A 13,873-nucleotide genomic window follows, 5' to 3' on the forward strand; every position below is an offset into this window, starting at 1 on the left:
CATTCATGCGTAACCGCCACCCATACATAACCGTCACATTATGAATAGCCCAAGGAACCTTACATTGTTCCGCTGTTCGCCCGCGCCGATGCTGGATCCATCACCACCGGACAGGCGGCACCCGCCTGACGCACACATGGATGGGGAGGGAAACCGATGGGCGACATGCGGGCCATCGCCGATCGCGTCGAGATAGAGGCGCTGCGAGCCGAGCTCACGGACGCGGTGATGATGCGTGACTTCGAACGCGCCGTCTCGCTGTTCACGCCCGAGGGCGCCATGCGCTGGCCGCACATCGACAAGGAGTTCGTCGGCCGCGAGGAGATCCGCGCGGGGATCGAGTGGGGCCAGTCGCTCTGGGAGTTCTTCGTGCAGAACGTCCACCCGGGCGTCATCCGGCTGGACGGCGACACCGCGGCCGGCCGGGCATACATCCAGGAGTTCGGACGGATGCGCGACGGCAGCTCGCACCTGAACTACGCCTTGTACCAAGACCGTTACGAGCGAACCGCCGACGGCTGGAAGTTCAGCGAACGCATCTACGAGGTCCGGTACCTGGACTCCACCCCGCTCCGCGGCTCGGCGCCGAAGCGCCTCGGCCTCAGCTGATCAGTCCCGCACGCCGTCACGGTGTGCGAAGTCGACATCTTGCGCGCCAAGTCGACATCTTGCGTGCGCGAATTCCTGAAACGCGAATTCCTATACAGCGGAGGAAAGAAGCCATGGCTGAGAACACCGAAGTCGTCGTGATCGGCGGCGGTTACGCCGGGGTCATGGCGGCCAACCGGCTGACGCAGCGCGACGACGTGACCGTGACGCTGATCAACTGCCGCCCGGACTTCGTCGAGCGGATCCGACTGCACCAGTTGGCGGGCGGGACGCACAAGGCCGTCAACGACTACCGGAAGGTCCTGGGCGAACGCGTCCGGCTGGTGGTCGACACCGTGACCCGGATCGACGCGACGGGGCGAAGGGTGGAGCTGGCGAGCGGCGGCACGGTCGGCTACGACTACCTGATCTACGCGGTGGGCAGCGGCAGCGCCGATCCGGGCGTGCCCGGAGCTGCCGAGTTCGCCCACCCGATCGCCACGTTCGAGGAGGCGCGGCGCCTGCGGTCGGTCCTCGACGCCGCCCCCGCCACGGCCCCGGTGACGGTGGTCGGCGCTGGTCCGACCGGCATCGAGACCGCCGCCGAACTGGCGGAGGCGGGCCGCACCGTGACCCTGGTCTGCGGCGGGCTCCTCGGCCCCTACCTGCATCCGAACGGCCGCCGCTCGGTCGCCGAGCGGCTGACCGGCCTCGGTGTGACCGTGCTGCAGGGCCCCGGCACGAAGGTCACGGAGGTGACCGGTGGCAGTGTGCGGCTCGGCGACGGCCGTGAGCTGTCGAGCGCGGTCACCGTCTGGACCGCCGGGTTCGGCGTGCCGGACCTGGCCGCCCGCAGCGGGCTCAGCACCGACACCCTGGGCCGCCTGCTCACCGACGAGACCCTGACGAGCATCGACGACGAGTGGATCGTCGCCGCCGGGGACTCGGCGGCACCGTCGGACATGCCGTTCCGGATGAGCTGCCAGGCCGCCGGCCCGCTGGGCGCACACGCCGCCGACACGGTGCTCAGCCGCATCGCGAACAAGCGGCCCGCACCGATCGACCTGGGGTTCGCCGGCCAGTGCATCAGCCTGGGGCGCCGTGCGGGCATTTTCCAGTTCGCCCACCGGGACGACACCGCCAAGCGGCTCCACCTCGGCGGCCGGACAGGCGCGAAGGTGAAGGAGTTCGTGTGCAAGCACACCATCAAGCAGCTGGTGAACGAGGCACGCAAGCCCGGCTCCCACACCTGGTCCAAGGGCGAACAGGGCCGCCGACTGCTGCGGGCCCAGCGCCGCGAGACGGCGGCCACCGCCGAGCAGTCCGCCTGAACCGCGCACCGGCAGCCGACGTGGGTCCCGGCACTCGGCTGTGTTCTTTGTGCGGCGCGGCGCAAGTTCAATAGCGACGAAGCTGTTGTAGTAGGCGGGTGTTCATTGCCGAAGAGAGTGACGTCGTAGCCAACTCCGTTGACTGGTAGGCGTATCGGTACGACCTGGAGTGTGCCCGGCACTTCGGCGCTCGACTGATATGCGCCGATGGTCAGCCGGTGAAGGACTCGGGGCCGAAACGGCCCCATGCGATGAAGGCGGCAAGGGCGAGGTAGATCAGGTCGCCGGCGATCGTGGCCTTCTCGCCACGGCGCAGACGCATGGTGACCGCGCAGGCGAACAGCAGAACGAGTCCGGTGGCGGCCAGCGGCACCAGCACCGGCGCGATGTCGAGCACCGCGGGCAGAATCAGGCCGACCGCAGCCAGCAGCTCGACGGCGCCGATGGCCTTGAGAGCGCCGGGGCTGAACTCCAGGACCCACTGCGCAGAGGAGCCCATCGCGGCCAGCTTCTCCTGCGGCACGAACATCTTGGAGCTGCCCACCAGGCAGACGGCGGCGAGCACCCCAGCGATGATCCACAGCGCGACGTTCATCATCAACTCCCTGATCGAGGACTTCCGTACCTGAGACGAGGCAGCGACTCGGCCTATGACATCCCGAGTCCGGTCAGCGGAGAGACGTGGGTCACACCGCGTCGTGTCACAGGCGTGAGGGCCGCCTCGTCTTGGGGGTGAAGGCATCGACGAACGTGGAGGAGCACACGATGGACGCGCGACTGAACTACTTCGCCAACCCGGCTGCCGGCAAGGCCCTCAAGTACTTGATGTCGGCCGGCCGGGAGCTGAAGGAATCGCCGCTGTCAGCCACGACGCAGGAGTTGGTAGCGCTGCGCGTGAGCCAGATCAACGGCTGCGCGGCCTGCATCGACATGCACACCAAGGAAGCCGCCGCGGCCGGCGAGAGCCCGGTGCGGCTGAACTTGATCGCGGCTTGGCGGGAAGCAACGGTCTTCACCGAGGCTGAACGCGCCGCGCTCGCATTGGCCGAGCAGGGGACCCGGGTCGCGGACGCGGCCACCGGGGTCAGCGACGAGGTGTGGGCGCGTGCCGCCCATCACTATGACGAGGAGCAGCTCACGGCCCTCGTGCTGTTGGTCTCGTTCATGAACACGGTGAACCGGCTGAACATCATCACCCAGCAGCCGGCCGGCGATTACCAGGTCGGCCAGTTCCACTGAACCGCCACCGCACCCCTGGCCCGGGTCAGGCCTGCCGGGACCGGGACGCCATGCTCAAGGCCATCAGGTCGTCCGCGGGCGCGGGCGTTGTCCGCTCCGCTCACACATCGGATGATCTTCGAAAGATGCCTCGCCGACACGGGTCCGGCCGGGCACACGGACCGCAAAGGGGGGAGTCGGCGTGGGCAAGGTCGAGGAGTTCGAGGAGCTGCGGCCGCTGCTGTTCTCGATCGCGTACCGGATCCTGGGCAGCGTGGGCGAGGCGGAGGACGCGGTACAGGAGACCTGGCTCCGCTACGACGCCTCGAGAACCCGGCCCGTGTCGGCCAAGGCGTTCTTGTCAGCCACGGTGACCCGGATCGCGATCGACGTGCTGCGCTCCGCCCGGGTGCGGCGGGAGAAGTACGTCGGACCGTGGTTGCCCGAGCCGCTGCTGGACGATCCGTACGAGGACCCGGCCCGCGCGGCGGAGCTGGCCGACTCGGTGTCGATGGCGGCGCTGCTGCTCCTGGAGCGGCTCAGTCCGCTGGAGCGGTCGGTGTTCGTGCTGCGGGAGGTCTTCGCCTTCGGCTTCGACGAGATCGCCACCGCCGTGGGGCGCTCGGAGGCCGCGTGCCGACAGCTGCTCGTACGGGCACGCCGCCACATGCACGAGGGACGGCCCCGGTTCGAAGCGGACCGCCAGGAGCGGCAGGAGCTGGCGAGGCGGTTCTTCGAGGCACTGACGCAGGGAGACGTGGACGGACTGCAGAATCTGCTGTCCGCCGACGTCCAGCTCGTCGGGGACGGCGGTGGCAAGGCACCGCAGCTGGCCAGGGCCGTCACCGGCGCCGAGAACGTGGCCAGGCTGCTCGCCACCGTCTACCCGCTCATGGCCCGGATCGCCATCACGTTCGAACCGCACGAGGTCAACGGCCAGCCGGGCGCGCTCTTCCGCGACCGCGACGGCAAAATCCTCCACATCCTCGCCCTCGACACACTCGACGGGCAGATCCAGACGATCCGCGCGGTCATCAACCCCGACAAGCTCAGCCACCTCGGCCCGGTCGCCGACGCCTGGGCCGTCGACCAGGAAGTGAAGCAGACCCGTAAAACCCAGTGATCTCCCGACCAACCTGACAGGGCAGGACCGGAGGCTTCAGTGCCGCATGCCGATGATCCTGGCGCACGGCTCGCCCGTGACGTCTTCCCGCGATACGAACCGTGATCATCCACCGCGCAAGATCGACTGTCGACACACCTACTGGGGGTTCAGTCATGATCCTGATTACCGGGGCCACCGGCGTCGTCGGCCGGGAAACCGTCCGCCTCCTGGTTGAGAGGGGAGCGAAGATCGCCGCTGTCACCCGCGACCCGCACGCCGAATTCCCCGCGGGCACACAGCTCGTCCACCCCGCGAAGGTTCCCACCCTCGACGGCGTGGAGGCCGTTCTGCTCAGCCCGCGTGCCGCCGGATCCACCGCTGTCGACCTGTTGGCCCGCGCCCGCGGGACGGGCGCGGCAAGAGTGGTCGTACTGTCCGCCGTGACCGTGCAGTACCCGGCCGGGCACGCACGCTTCCGGCAGCAGTTCCACGCGGTCGAGGACGTCGCCAAGGGGAGCGGCCTGGACTGGACGATCCTGCGCTGCGCCGATTTCGCCGCCAACACCCTGGCCTGGGCCGGCCAGATCCGGGCGACCGGGACCGTGCGAGGGGCATACCCGCACGCGAGGACCTCGACCGTCGACGAGCGTGACATCGCCGCGGTGGCCGCCCTCGCCCTGACCGACCCGCGGCACCGCGGTCAGACGTACCTGCTCACCGGAGAGCAGTCGCTGAGCCAGCCGGAGAAGGTCGCCGCGCTCGGCACGGCGCTGGACCGGACACTGTCGTTCGTCGAGGCCTCACCGGACGAGATCCGCCGCGGCATGCTCGCCGCCGGCCTGCCCGACGAGGTACCCGACCGGCTGCTCGGCTCGCTGGCCGACTACGCCCGCGAGGCCGGGCCCACCACCGACACCGTGCGGCGGCTGCTGGGCCGCCCGGCACGTACGTACGCCACCTGGGCGCAGGACCACCGTGCCGCCTTCACCGCGGGAGGACCCCGATGAAACTCACGATCGTCGCCGCCACCGGCGGTATCGGACGGCACCTGGTCGAGCAGGCGGTAGCCGGCGGGCATGACGTGACCGCCGTGGCCCGCCGCCCACCTGCGCTGCCGGACGGCGTCCGGACGGTCGCCGTCGACCTCACCCGACCCGACATGCCGACGCTCGCCGCGGCGGTACGCGGCGCCGACGCCGTACTGTCCGCTCTCGGCCCGCGAAACCCGCGCGCGGACGCGGGTATCACCTCGCGTGGCACTCGCGCGATCGTCGAGGCGATGCAGGCCGAGCACGTGCGGCGGATCATCATCGTCAGCGCCGCCCCCGTCGGACCGGTGCCGCTGCCCGGCCGGCCGACGCCACCCAGGCACGATCCCGGCGACGGCTTCTTCATGCGCTACCTGGGAGTCCCGTTGACCCGGGCGATGTTCGGCCGGCACTACGCCGACCTCGCCGTCACCGAGCAGACCCTGCGCGACAGTGGACTGGAATGGACGGTGTCGCGCCCGCCCAAGCTCACCGACAAGCCCCTGACCGGCACGTACCGGACCGCGTGGAACCGCAACATCCGGGGCGGGTTCTCCGTGCCGCGCGCCGACGTCGCCCACCACATGCTGGCCATGGTGAACCAGCCGGACAGCATCGAGCAGGTCGTCGGAATCGCGAACTGACGAATACCAGCCACGCACACGACCCGGGCTGCGGGTGAGAAGGCGAGCGACGATCCACGACGGTAGCCAACAAGGTGGTGAAGATGCCTCGGCCGTCCCGCCCGTCACTTCGCCGTCCGGGTCACCCCTCACGAAAGAACGTGATCATGACGAAGTACGCCCGTTTCGTCAGCCTCGTGTTCACGGGGCTGTTCGCCGGATTCCTCACGTCGGTCCTTGTCCTGGAACTCTCGCTGCGCGGCTTCGACAGCACCGTCTACACCCAGGTCCGCCTGGTCGAACTCGACGCCCTCGACAACTCGCCGTCGCCACACTCCTGACGGCGCTGATCGCCACCGCGGTACCGGATCCCGAGCAGCACATCATCGTGTGGACCGCAGCACCCGGTTCCCCTTCGTACGACGGATTGCGTCTGCCGACGTCCTGGGCAGCGGACCAGAAGCGGACGGCGTCCGGCTCCTTCGGATGAGCCCTTTCCCGAGATGAGCGCGGTCGAATTCGGGGGAAGACCCTCGACCGGCTCCAGCAGCAGGTGGAGGAGGGCCGGATCACCCCTCCGGGCCGCGAAGACGCCCCGCTGAGCAGGACGATTCCCGCGGAAGCCGCTGAACCCCACGAACAGCTGGTCCAGTACTGGAGTAAGCGCCATGCTCGGTCTTGAACTCGTCGTCGTCGAACCTGCGCGGCATCGTCCTGCTCAGCACGGTCTTGGAGCGCCACGCCCGGGCAGGTCGCACTCGCCTGGCTGCTCGCACAGCACCCGTGGATCGTTCCGATTCCGGGCGCACGACACATCGCGCGAATCGACGAGAACTCCGGCGCCACGAAGCTGCCGTTGTCCCCCGACGAACTTGCGGACCTCAACGAACTCGCCGGCCGGGCCGGGGTTCAGGGGGACCGTTACAACGAGCACCACATGTCGCTGGTCGACAAGTAACGGACGACGGCGGTGTTCCGCGTACCGGTCCACACCTCACCAGCGACGAGACGGCTCTCCGGCGGCCGCGCGCAGGAGCCCCGTCGGACCATGCCTGCGGGGCTTCTTCGTCTCGGCCGTCGCACGCGCTCGCACGCACGTCTCACCGACTGTGCGGACTCGCCCGGACCACGAGGCCCGACCTTGCAATACGCCCCCGCTCTCGATCAGAGGGACACCGCTGGACGGTCTCGACAAACTGTGCCATGTGGTACCGCGGCCCACTCGCCGGCATCACGCACCACTCATCAAGATCCGGACCAGGTGCGGCCCGACTCAGCCTGGCCCTCGACGTTTCCGCTCTTTGCCGAAGGTCAGGAGCGAGGTCAGGCGTGTACCACCAGCAGACGAAGAACCTGCTGGTGTCGTATGCGCCGAAGAAGCTGGGCTTCTTCTAGAGCCTGGGGCAGACGCCGACGGAGTGGAGCCAGGATGATCCTGGCTCCACTCCGCGGTGCAGGCGGGTCACTGGAACTGTGCGAAGAACCTCCAGATCTCTGCCTTGGTCCAGGTGGTGACGCCGCTTTCGTTGGGGGAGCCGTCTACCGGACCGGGTATGTGGCCTCCGTCGAAGGCGGCCCATTGGACCGGGTACCCGGCACGGCAGCCCGAGTAGGTGGTGGTGACGTGCGTACGGCTGCCCGGGGCGGGCTCGCGCGGGCTCTGGGCAGTGCAGCCGTTGTTGGCGACGAACTTGTCGCGCAGGGACCGTCCTTGTGCGATGCCGAGGACGTTGTCGCTGATGCCGTGGATTCCGAAGTAGGCGATGGGCTGGGTGCCGCCGCTGCACCCGCTGATCTGGGCGCCGGAGATGACCGCGACGGCCCTGAAGGCGTTCGCCCGGCTGCATGCGAGTGCGTAGCTCATACCGCCGCCCCAGCTGAATCCCGTGGCGAAGCGCTGTGCCGGGTTGACACAGAGGCCGCCCTCGATCCGCCGGATCATGTCGTCGACGAAGGTGATGTCCTCACCGCCCGAATTGGCCCAGCCGTTGCCGAGGCCCTGGGGAGCGACGAGGATCGCGCCGTTGTTCGACTGTTCCTGTTGGCCGTAGTAGGACCAGGCGTTCCCGCTCGTGCCGCCCGAGGCGACGTCGCCGGCGGTTCCGCCCCGCCAGTGGAACGCGAAGATCAGCCGGTAGCGGTGGCTGTTGTCGTAGTTGGCGGGAACCCTGAGGATGAAGCTGCGGCTCTTGCCGCCGCTCTGAATCGTGTGTGTACCGCTCGCCAGGGTCGGGGCGCTGCCGCATCCGCCACCGCCACCGCCACCGGACGACAGCTTGATCATCTGCCATTGCTGGTTGGCGCCGCCCCAGTCGGAGTACTGGACGACGTTGCCGCCGTCGGCGGTGGAGGCGCCCTGCACCTCCACCGCCTTGCTGCTGGTGCGGTTGATCAGCCGGACGTGGCCTGCGTCGGAGTCGGCCAGGCGGAACTGCTGGTTGGCCCCGTTGTGGTCGGCCCACTGCTGGATCGCGGCACCGTCCGCGGTCGAGGCGCCGGCCACGTCGAGAACCTTGCCCGAATGCCGGGCCTTGAGGCGGTAGAAGCCGCCGCCGGAGTCCACGAACTGCCACTGCTGGTTGGCTGCGTCGCTGCGCGTCCACTGGCCGACCCGCGCGCCGTCGGCGGTGGACGTGCCGGAGACGTCCAGCGCCTTGCCGCTGTTGCGATTGACCAGGACGTACCAGGCGTTGGTGTCCACCGTCGCCGCCTCGGCGGGCGTCGGATTCACGGCGGTGAGCATGCCGATCGCGAGGGCTGCCGCCACCACGGCGGCGATCCGGGACCACCAGCGATGTCTGCGTAAAGGGGCGGGGGAAGCCGCACCGTCGGTCTTCATCGACTCACCCTTTCGTTTGTGGCAGGCCCCATCAGGTGCGGGTCCAGCGTTGGTTGCCGCCGTTCGAGCAGGAGTAGAGCTGGATCAGGGTGCCGTTGGCTGTGCCGCTTGCGACGGCGTCGAGGCAGAGGCCGGACTGGACGCCGACGATGGATCCGTCGGAGTTGAGGCGCCATTTCTGGTTGTCGCCGCCCCAGCAGCTGTAGATCTGGACTTTGGTGCCGTTGCCGGTGCCGGCGGCGTCCAGGCACTTGTTGCCGTAGATCCTGAGCTCGCCGGCGGCGGTGTGCGTCCACTGCTGGTTGGTGCCGTTGTTGCAGTCCCACAGCTGGAGCTGGGTGCCGTCGGTGGTGCTGGTGCCGGGCACGTCCAGGCAGCGGCCCGAACCGACGCCCTTGATCTGTCCGCCATCCGAAGGGGGCGTGGTAGAGCCGCCGTTGAGTGTGTTGAGGACGGCGGTGTAGGCGGGCTTCTTGCTGCCGTTGCCGTTGAACAGCAGCGGCGTGTCCCCCGGTCGCCAGGAGTCGGTGTCGCGCACACCCCAGACGGTGATGCCGAGGCAGCGCGGGACGGCCAGACAGTCGTTGGTCACGTTGGCGTAGGTCGTGGCCGAAGCGCCCTGGATGTCGAGTTCGGTGATGGCCACGTCGACGCCGAGGGCGGCGAAGTTCTGCAGGGTGGTGCGGAAGTTGCTGTTGTAGGGGCTGCCGCTGTTGAAGTGCGACTGGAAGCCGACGCAGTCGATCGGCACGCCGCGCTGCTTGAAGTCTCGGACCATGCGGTACATGGCCTGGGTTTTGGCCCAGGTCCAGTTCTCGACGTTGTAGTCGTTGTAGCAGAGCTTGGCGGCCGGGTCGGCGGCGCGGGCGGTGCGGAAGGCGACCTCGATCCAGTCGTTGCCGGTGCGTTGCAGGTTGGAGTCGCGCCGGGCTCCCGAGTTGCCGTCTTCGAAGGCCTCGTTCACGACGTCCCACTGGGCGATCTTGCCCTTGTAGTGGGCCATCACGCCGTTGATGTGGCCGATCATCGCCTGGCGCAGTGTGCTGCCGCTGAGGCTCTGCATCCAGCCGGGCTGCTGGGAGTGCCAGGCCAGGGTGTGGCCCCTCACCTGCTTGCCGTTCTGCACCGCCCAGTTGTAGACGCGGTCAGCGGCGGTGAAGTTGAACTGGCCCCGCTGGGGTTCGGTGGCGTCGATCTTCATCTCGTTCTCGGCCGTCACCGAGTTGAACTCACGGTTCGCGATCGTCGTGTACGCCGAATCGCCGAGCCTGCCCGAGGCGATGGCGGTGCCGAAGTAGCGGCCGCTCTGCGCCGCAGCGGCGCCGAGCGTGTTCTCGGCGGCGTGGGCGGTCGGCGGCGCGACCAGTGCGGCGACCGTACCGAGGACGCCGACGAGCAGCGCCAACAGCAGGCTTCGGATCTTCCGGCGGACAACCGGTCTGGGAAGGGCATACGTGCCCATGACTGTGCCTCCAAGGTAGAAATCACGGAACGACTGGAGCGCGGGGGAATGCGTCGTCCGCTCCCACTCGGCAGACGGACGGGGCGGGCCGGAACCCGGGCAGCACGGAATTACCGGATACCGCGGTCATGAGACCGGGCCGCGTACTTCTTCAACTGCGCGAAGAGCCAACGCGAAGAGCCGGGATGCGCTGGTGGGAACCTCACCGGAACGTGACGGGGTGGCGCAGGTGCTGTGGTGCGTGGATCTGCGGTGCTTCTGTGCGTGGAACTGCCGTGCTTCTGTGCGTGGTTCTGCCGTGCAGCACGATGACTCAGGGCCGACGTGGTTCGACATCTCGAACTATGACCGCGTTCTCAGACTGGGATGATTGAGGTGTTGACGATGGATCGTCAATACTCCCCGCAGAAGAAGTTTCGGTCGCTCGCCCGAAACTTTCCGGAATCCCGGCGAGCCGGTCGGCGAACCCCGGCGCCGCCTTCGGCGAGTTCCGCAGGGCCGGGGTCGGGTCTCGGGCCGGAACGAGCGTGCGGACGCCGCTTGCTCGACTTCTCTCCTCCGCGCGGACGCCCCGGACTGGCGAGCCGGATCGCAAACCCCTGCGTGTTCCCGGCCGGCGTGACAGCTTGCCAAGCCCTAAGGGGAGGCGCTGTTTGTGGACAGATCGGCGACAAGCCTTGACCGGAGGGCAGCACATTCCTAGCTTGTGGCGTCGAAGCATCCGGGAATTCTTCGAAACATTCGAGATTGCCCCTGCCCTCCAACACGTCCGCTCCGCGGTTCATCGGGGTCACCCCACCCCCGCCCCAAAGGAGGCCTACTGTGTGGTTTCGCCACCCGTCCCCGGTCCGCCTGAGACGCTTACTCGCCGTCCTTGCGCCCTTGCTGCTCATGGCCACCTTCATCGGTGCCCAGCCCGCCGGCGCGGCGACCATAGATCCCAACGCCTCGTATGTGCTGGTCAACCGCAACAGCGGCAAGGCCCTGGATGTCTACAACATGGCGACCGGCGACGGCGCCCGCATCACCCAGTGGGCCAGGAACGATCAGGCCCAGCAGCAGTGGCAGTTCGTCGATTCCGGGGGCGGCTACTACCGCATCAAGTCCCGCCACTCGGGCAAGGTGCTGGACGTCCACAACTGGTCCACCGCGAACGGCGGCTCGATCGTCCAGTGGGCCGACCTGAACGCCACCAACCAGCAGTGGCGGCTGGCCGACAGCTCGGACGGCTACGTGAGGCTCGTCTCGCGCCACAGCAACAAGGCCCTCGAAGTGCAAGGCGCCTCCACCGCCGACAACGCGAACATCGTCCAGTACGACGACTGGGGTGGCACCAACCAGCAGTGGCAGCTCGTCAAGGTCGGCGGCGACAATCCCGGCCCGTGCGATCTTCCGTCGACATACCGCTGGACATCGACGGGCGCGCTGGCGCAGCCCAAGGCCGGGTGGGCCTCGCTCAAGGACTTCACCGTCGTCCCCTACAACGGCAAGCATCTCGTCTATGCGACGACGCACGGCGCCGCGGGAACGGGAGTGGGCTGGGGTTCGATGAACTTCGGCCTGTTCAGCAACTGGCCGGAGATGGCCTCGGCCAGCCAGAACAAGATGTCGAACTCCGTCGTGGCACCCACGCTCTTCTACTTCGCGCCGAAGAACATCTGGGTGATGGCCTACCAGTGGGGAGGTGGGAGCGCCTTCTCCTACCGGACGTCCAGTGACCCCTCCAACCCCAATGGCTGGTCCGCACAGCAGGTGCTCTTCTCCGGAAGCATCACCGGCTCCGACACCGGCCCCATCGACCAGACGCTCATCGCCGACGGCCAGAACATGTACCTGTTCTTCGCCGGTGACAACGGCAAGATCTACCGGGCCAGCATGCCGATCGGGAACTTCCCGAGCAGTTTCGGCTCGGCCTACACAACGATCATGAGCGACACGAAGAACAACCTGTTCGAAGCCCCGCAGGTCTACAAGCTCCAGGGCCAGAACCGCTACCTCATGATCGTCGAGGCGATCGGCTCGCAGGGCCGCTACTTCCGCTCGTTCACGGCCACCAGTCTGAACGGCTCATGGACACCCCAGGCCGCGACCGAGAGCAACCCCTTCGCGGGCAAGGCCAACAGCGGCGCCACCTGGACCAACGACATCAGCCACGGCGAACTGATCCGCACCACCGCCGATCAGACCTTCACCGTCGATCCGTGCAACCTTCAGTTCCTCTACCAGGGGCGCAGCCCCAACTCCGGCGGCGAGTACGGCCACTGGCCCTACCGGCCGGGGCTGCTGACACGACAGCGCTGAGGCGTGACACGAGTCCGGCCCCGGTAGGGAGCCGGCGGGGCGGGCTCGGCGGAACGCCGAGCCCGCCCCAGGTCGGAACGCCGGTCCGGTCGGCCCGAGGGCGACCGGATACAGTGCGCGAGACGGCAGCCCGGTCAGACAGGGGAAGCGTGACCGACACCAGCAACACCCGACCCGCCGACAGCGAAGCGCACGCTCCGCGGCCGAGCCGACTGCACCGCCTGATGCGCTACCTCCCCCTGATCGCCCCCGTCCTGCTGTGGGCCGTGCCCTGCTGGGTGCTCCTGCACACCGGCCAGCACTGGCCGCTGCCCGTCACGCTGGTCGGCACCGCCCTGTGCGCCCTCGGCCTCGTCGGTATGCCGCTCGCGATGGCGCGCGGCCACGGCCGGCGCCAGCAGGACCGGGCGGCGATCGTCGGTGACACCCTGCTGGGCACCAGCTGGGTTCTGTTCACCTGGTCCCTTCTGCTCGGCGTCCTGTTGCGGCTGGCCCTGACCGTGGCCGGCGTCGGCGAGAGTCAGGACCGGGCCCGAATCGTCACGTGGGCCGTCCTCGGCACGACCGCCGTACTACTCGCCTGGGGGTACGCCGAAGCCCGCCGCGTGCCGCGCGTGCGCCGACTCGACGTGCAACTCCCACGGCTGGGTGCCGGGTTGGACGGCCTCCGCGTCGTCCTCATCACCGACACCCACTACGGCCCGCTAGATCGCACTCGCTGGTCGGCGCGGGTGTGCGAGACGGTGAACACGCTGGAAGCCGACCTGGTCTGCCACACCGGCGACATCGCGGACGGTACGGCCGAACGCCGCCGTGCCCAAGCCGTCCCACTCGGTACCGTGCAGGCCACCCGGGCCCGTGTGTACGTCACCGGCAACCACGAGTACTACAGCGAGGCCCAGGGCTGGGTCGACCTGATGGACGAGCTGGGCTGGGAGCCGCTGCGCAACCGCCATCTGCTGCTCGAACGCGGAGGCGACACCCTCGTGGTGGCCGGCGTGGATGACGTAACCGCCGAGTCCTCCGGCCTGGCAGGCCACCGCGCCCACCTCGCGGGAGCCTTGAACGGCGCCGACCCCGACCTACCCGTCCTGCTCTTGGCACACCAGCCCAAGTTCGTCGACCGTGCGGCAGCCGACGGCATCGACCTCCAGCTCTCCGGCCACACCCACGGCGGCCAGATCTGGCCCTTCCACCACCTGGTCCGCACCGACCAGCCCGCCCTCGCCGGCCTGAGCCACCACGGCATGCGCACCCTCCTCTACACCAGCCGCGGCACCGGCTTCTGGGGCCCGCCGTTCCGCGTCTTCGCACCCAGCGAGATCACCCTGCTCGTGCTCCGCTCCCCCCACCTGCCCACCTCGCCGTAGCACTGGGC

General features: G+C 68.5%; 12 protein-coding genes and 1 pseudogene. 10 read left to right on the top strand and 3 right to left on the bottom strand.

The genetic code is table 11. The features are described 5' to 3' along the window. The first annotated feature begins 156 nt into the window (after positions 1–156). Together AB0G20_RS30850 and AB0G20_RS30855 are read left to right on the top strand one after the other, a co-directional pair. Positions 157–609, top strand: coding sequence for a nuclear transport factor 2 family protein (locus AB0G20_RS30850; protein ID WP_361308037.1), 453 nt, complete (start codon positions 157–159; stop codon positions 607–609). 113 nt (positions 610–722) lie between these two features. Further along, on the top strand, positions 723–1,919 hold the full coding sequence (locus AB0G20_RS30855; protein WP_361308039.1) for an FAD-dependent oxidoreductase: 1,197 nt from the start codon (positions 723–725) through the stop codon (positions 1,917–1,919). A gap of 211 nt (positions 1,920–2,130) precedes the next feature. Here the strand turns inward: AB0G20_RS30855 and AB0G20_RS30860 are convergent, their stop codons facing one another. Then, entirely contained in the window at positions 2,131–2,514 is a 384-nt protein-coding gene (locus AB0G20_RS30860; RefSeq protein WP_361308508.1) for a DoxX family protein, read from the bottom strand. 170 nt (positions 2,515–2,684) lie between these two features. On the opposite strand from AB0G20_RS30860, the gene AB0G20_RS30865 reads away from it, so the two are divergent. The 6 genes and pseudogenes from AB0G20_RS30865 to AB0G20_RS30890 all read left to right on the top strand — a co-directional run. Next, entirely contained in the window at positions 2,685–3,158 is a 474-nt protein-coding gene (locus AB0G20_RS30865) for a carboxymuconolactone decarboxylase family protein (protein WP_361308041.1), read from the top strand. Between the two features lie 181 nt (positions 3,159–3,339). Beyond that, positions 3,340–4,260: an RNA polymerase sigma-70 factor gene (locus AB0G20_RS30870; protein ID WP_361308043.1), complete on the top strand. Its 921-nt coding sequence runs from the start codon at positions 3,340–3,342 to the stop codon at positions 4,258–4,260. A gap of 155 nt (positions 4,261–4,415) precedes the next feature. Continuing rightward, positions 4,416–5,249, top strand: a complete 834-nt coding sequence (locus AB0G20_RS30875) for an NAD(P)H-binding protein (protein WP_361308045.1) — start codon at positions 4,416–4,418, stop codon at positions 5,247–5,249. Beyond that, positions 5,246–5,914 carry an NAD(P)H-binding protein gene (locus AB0G20_RS30880; RefSeq protein WP_361308047.1) on the top strand — a complete coding sequence of 223 codons (669 nt, stop codon included), beginning with the start codon at positions 5,246–5,248 and terminating at the stop codon, positions 5,912–5,914. The genes AB0G20_RS30875 and AB0G20_RS30880 overlap by 4 nt, the downstream gene beginning before the upstream one ends. Positions 5,915–6,060: 146 nt before the next feature. Further along, the gene (locus tag AB0G20_RS30885; RefSeq protein WP_361308049.1) at positions 6,061–6,234 is read left to right on the top strand and encodes a hypothetical protein; all 174 of its coding nucleotides are present in this window, start codon (positions 6,061–6,063) and stop codon (positions 6,232–6,234) included. 383 nt (positions 6,235–6,617) lie between these two features. Further along, positions 6,618–6,851, top strand: a pseudogene (locus tag AB0G20_RS30890) (aldo/keto reductase); the annotation flags it as partial. A 504-nt stretch (positions 6,852–7,355) separates the two neighbouring features. Here AB0G20_RS30890 and AB0G20_RS30895 read toward each other — a convergent pair. Further along, positions 7,356–8,663 (bottom strand): RICIN domain-containing protein, encoded by a 1,308-nt coding sequence (locus AB0G20_RS30895; protein ID WP_361308510.1) that lies wholly within the window; start codon positions 8,661–8,663, stop codon positions 7,356–7,358. A gap of 100 nt (positions 8,664–8,763) precedes the next feature. Then, positions 8,764–10,194 (bottom strand): endo-1,4-beta-xylanase, encoded by a 1,431-nt coding sequence (locus AB0G20_RS30900; protein ID WP_361308051.1) that lies wholly within the window; start codon positions 10,192–10,194, stop codon positions 8,764–8,766. Between the two features lie 822 nt (positions 10,195–11,016). Here AB0G20_RS30900 and AB0G20_RS30905 point away from each other — a divergent pair. Together AB0G20_RS30905 and AB0G20_RS30910 are read left to right on the top strand one after the other, a co-directional pair. Continuing rightward, positions 11,017–12,495, top strand: coding sequence for a non-reducing end alpha-L-arabinofuranosidase family hydrolase (locus AB0G20_RS30905; RefSeq protein ID WP_361308053.1), 1,479 nt, complete (start codon positions 11,017–11,019; stop codon positions 12,493–12,495). A gap of 149 nt (positions 12,496–12,644) precedes the next feature. Then, a complete protein-coding gene (locus AB0G20_RS30910) occupies positions 12,645–13,865 on the top strand; it encodes a metallophosphoesterase (protein WP_361308055.1) in 1,221 nt (406 codons plus the stop codon). Positions 13,866–13,873 lie beyond the last annotated feature (8 nt).

Origin of the sequence: Streptomyces sp. NPDC024017, assembly GCF_040638895.1 — a bacterium.
GTDB lineage: Bacteria > Actinomycetota > Actinomycetes > Streptomycetales > Streptomycetaceae > Streptomyces.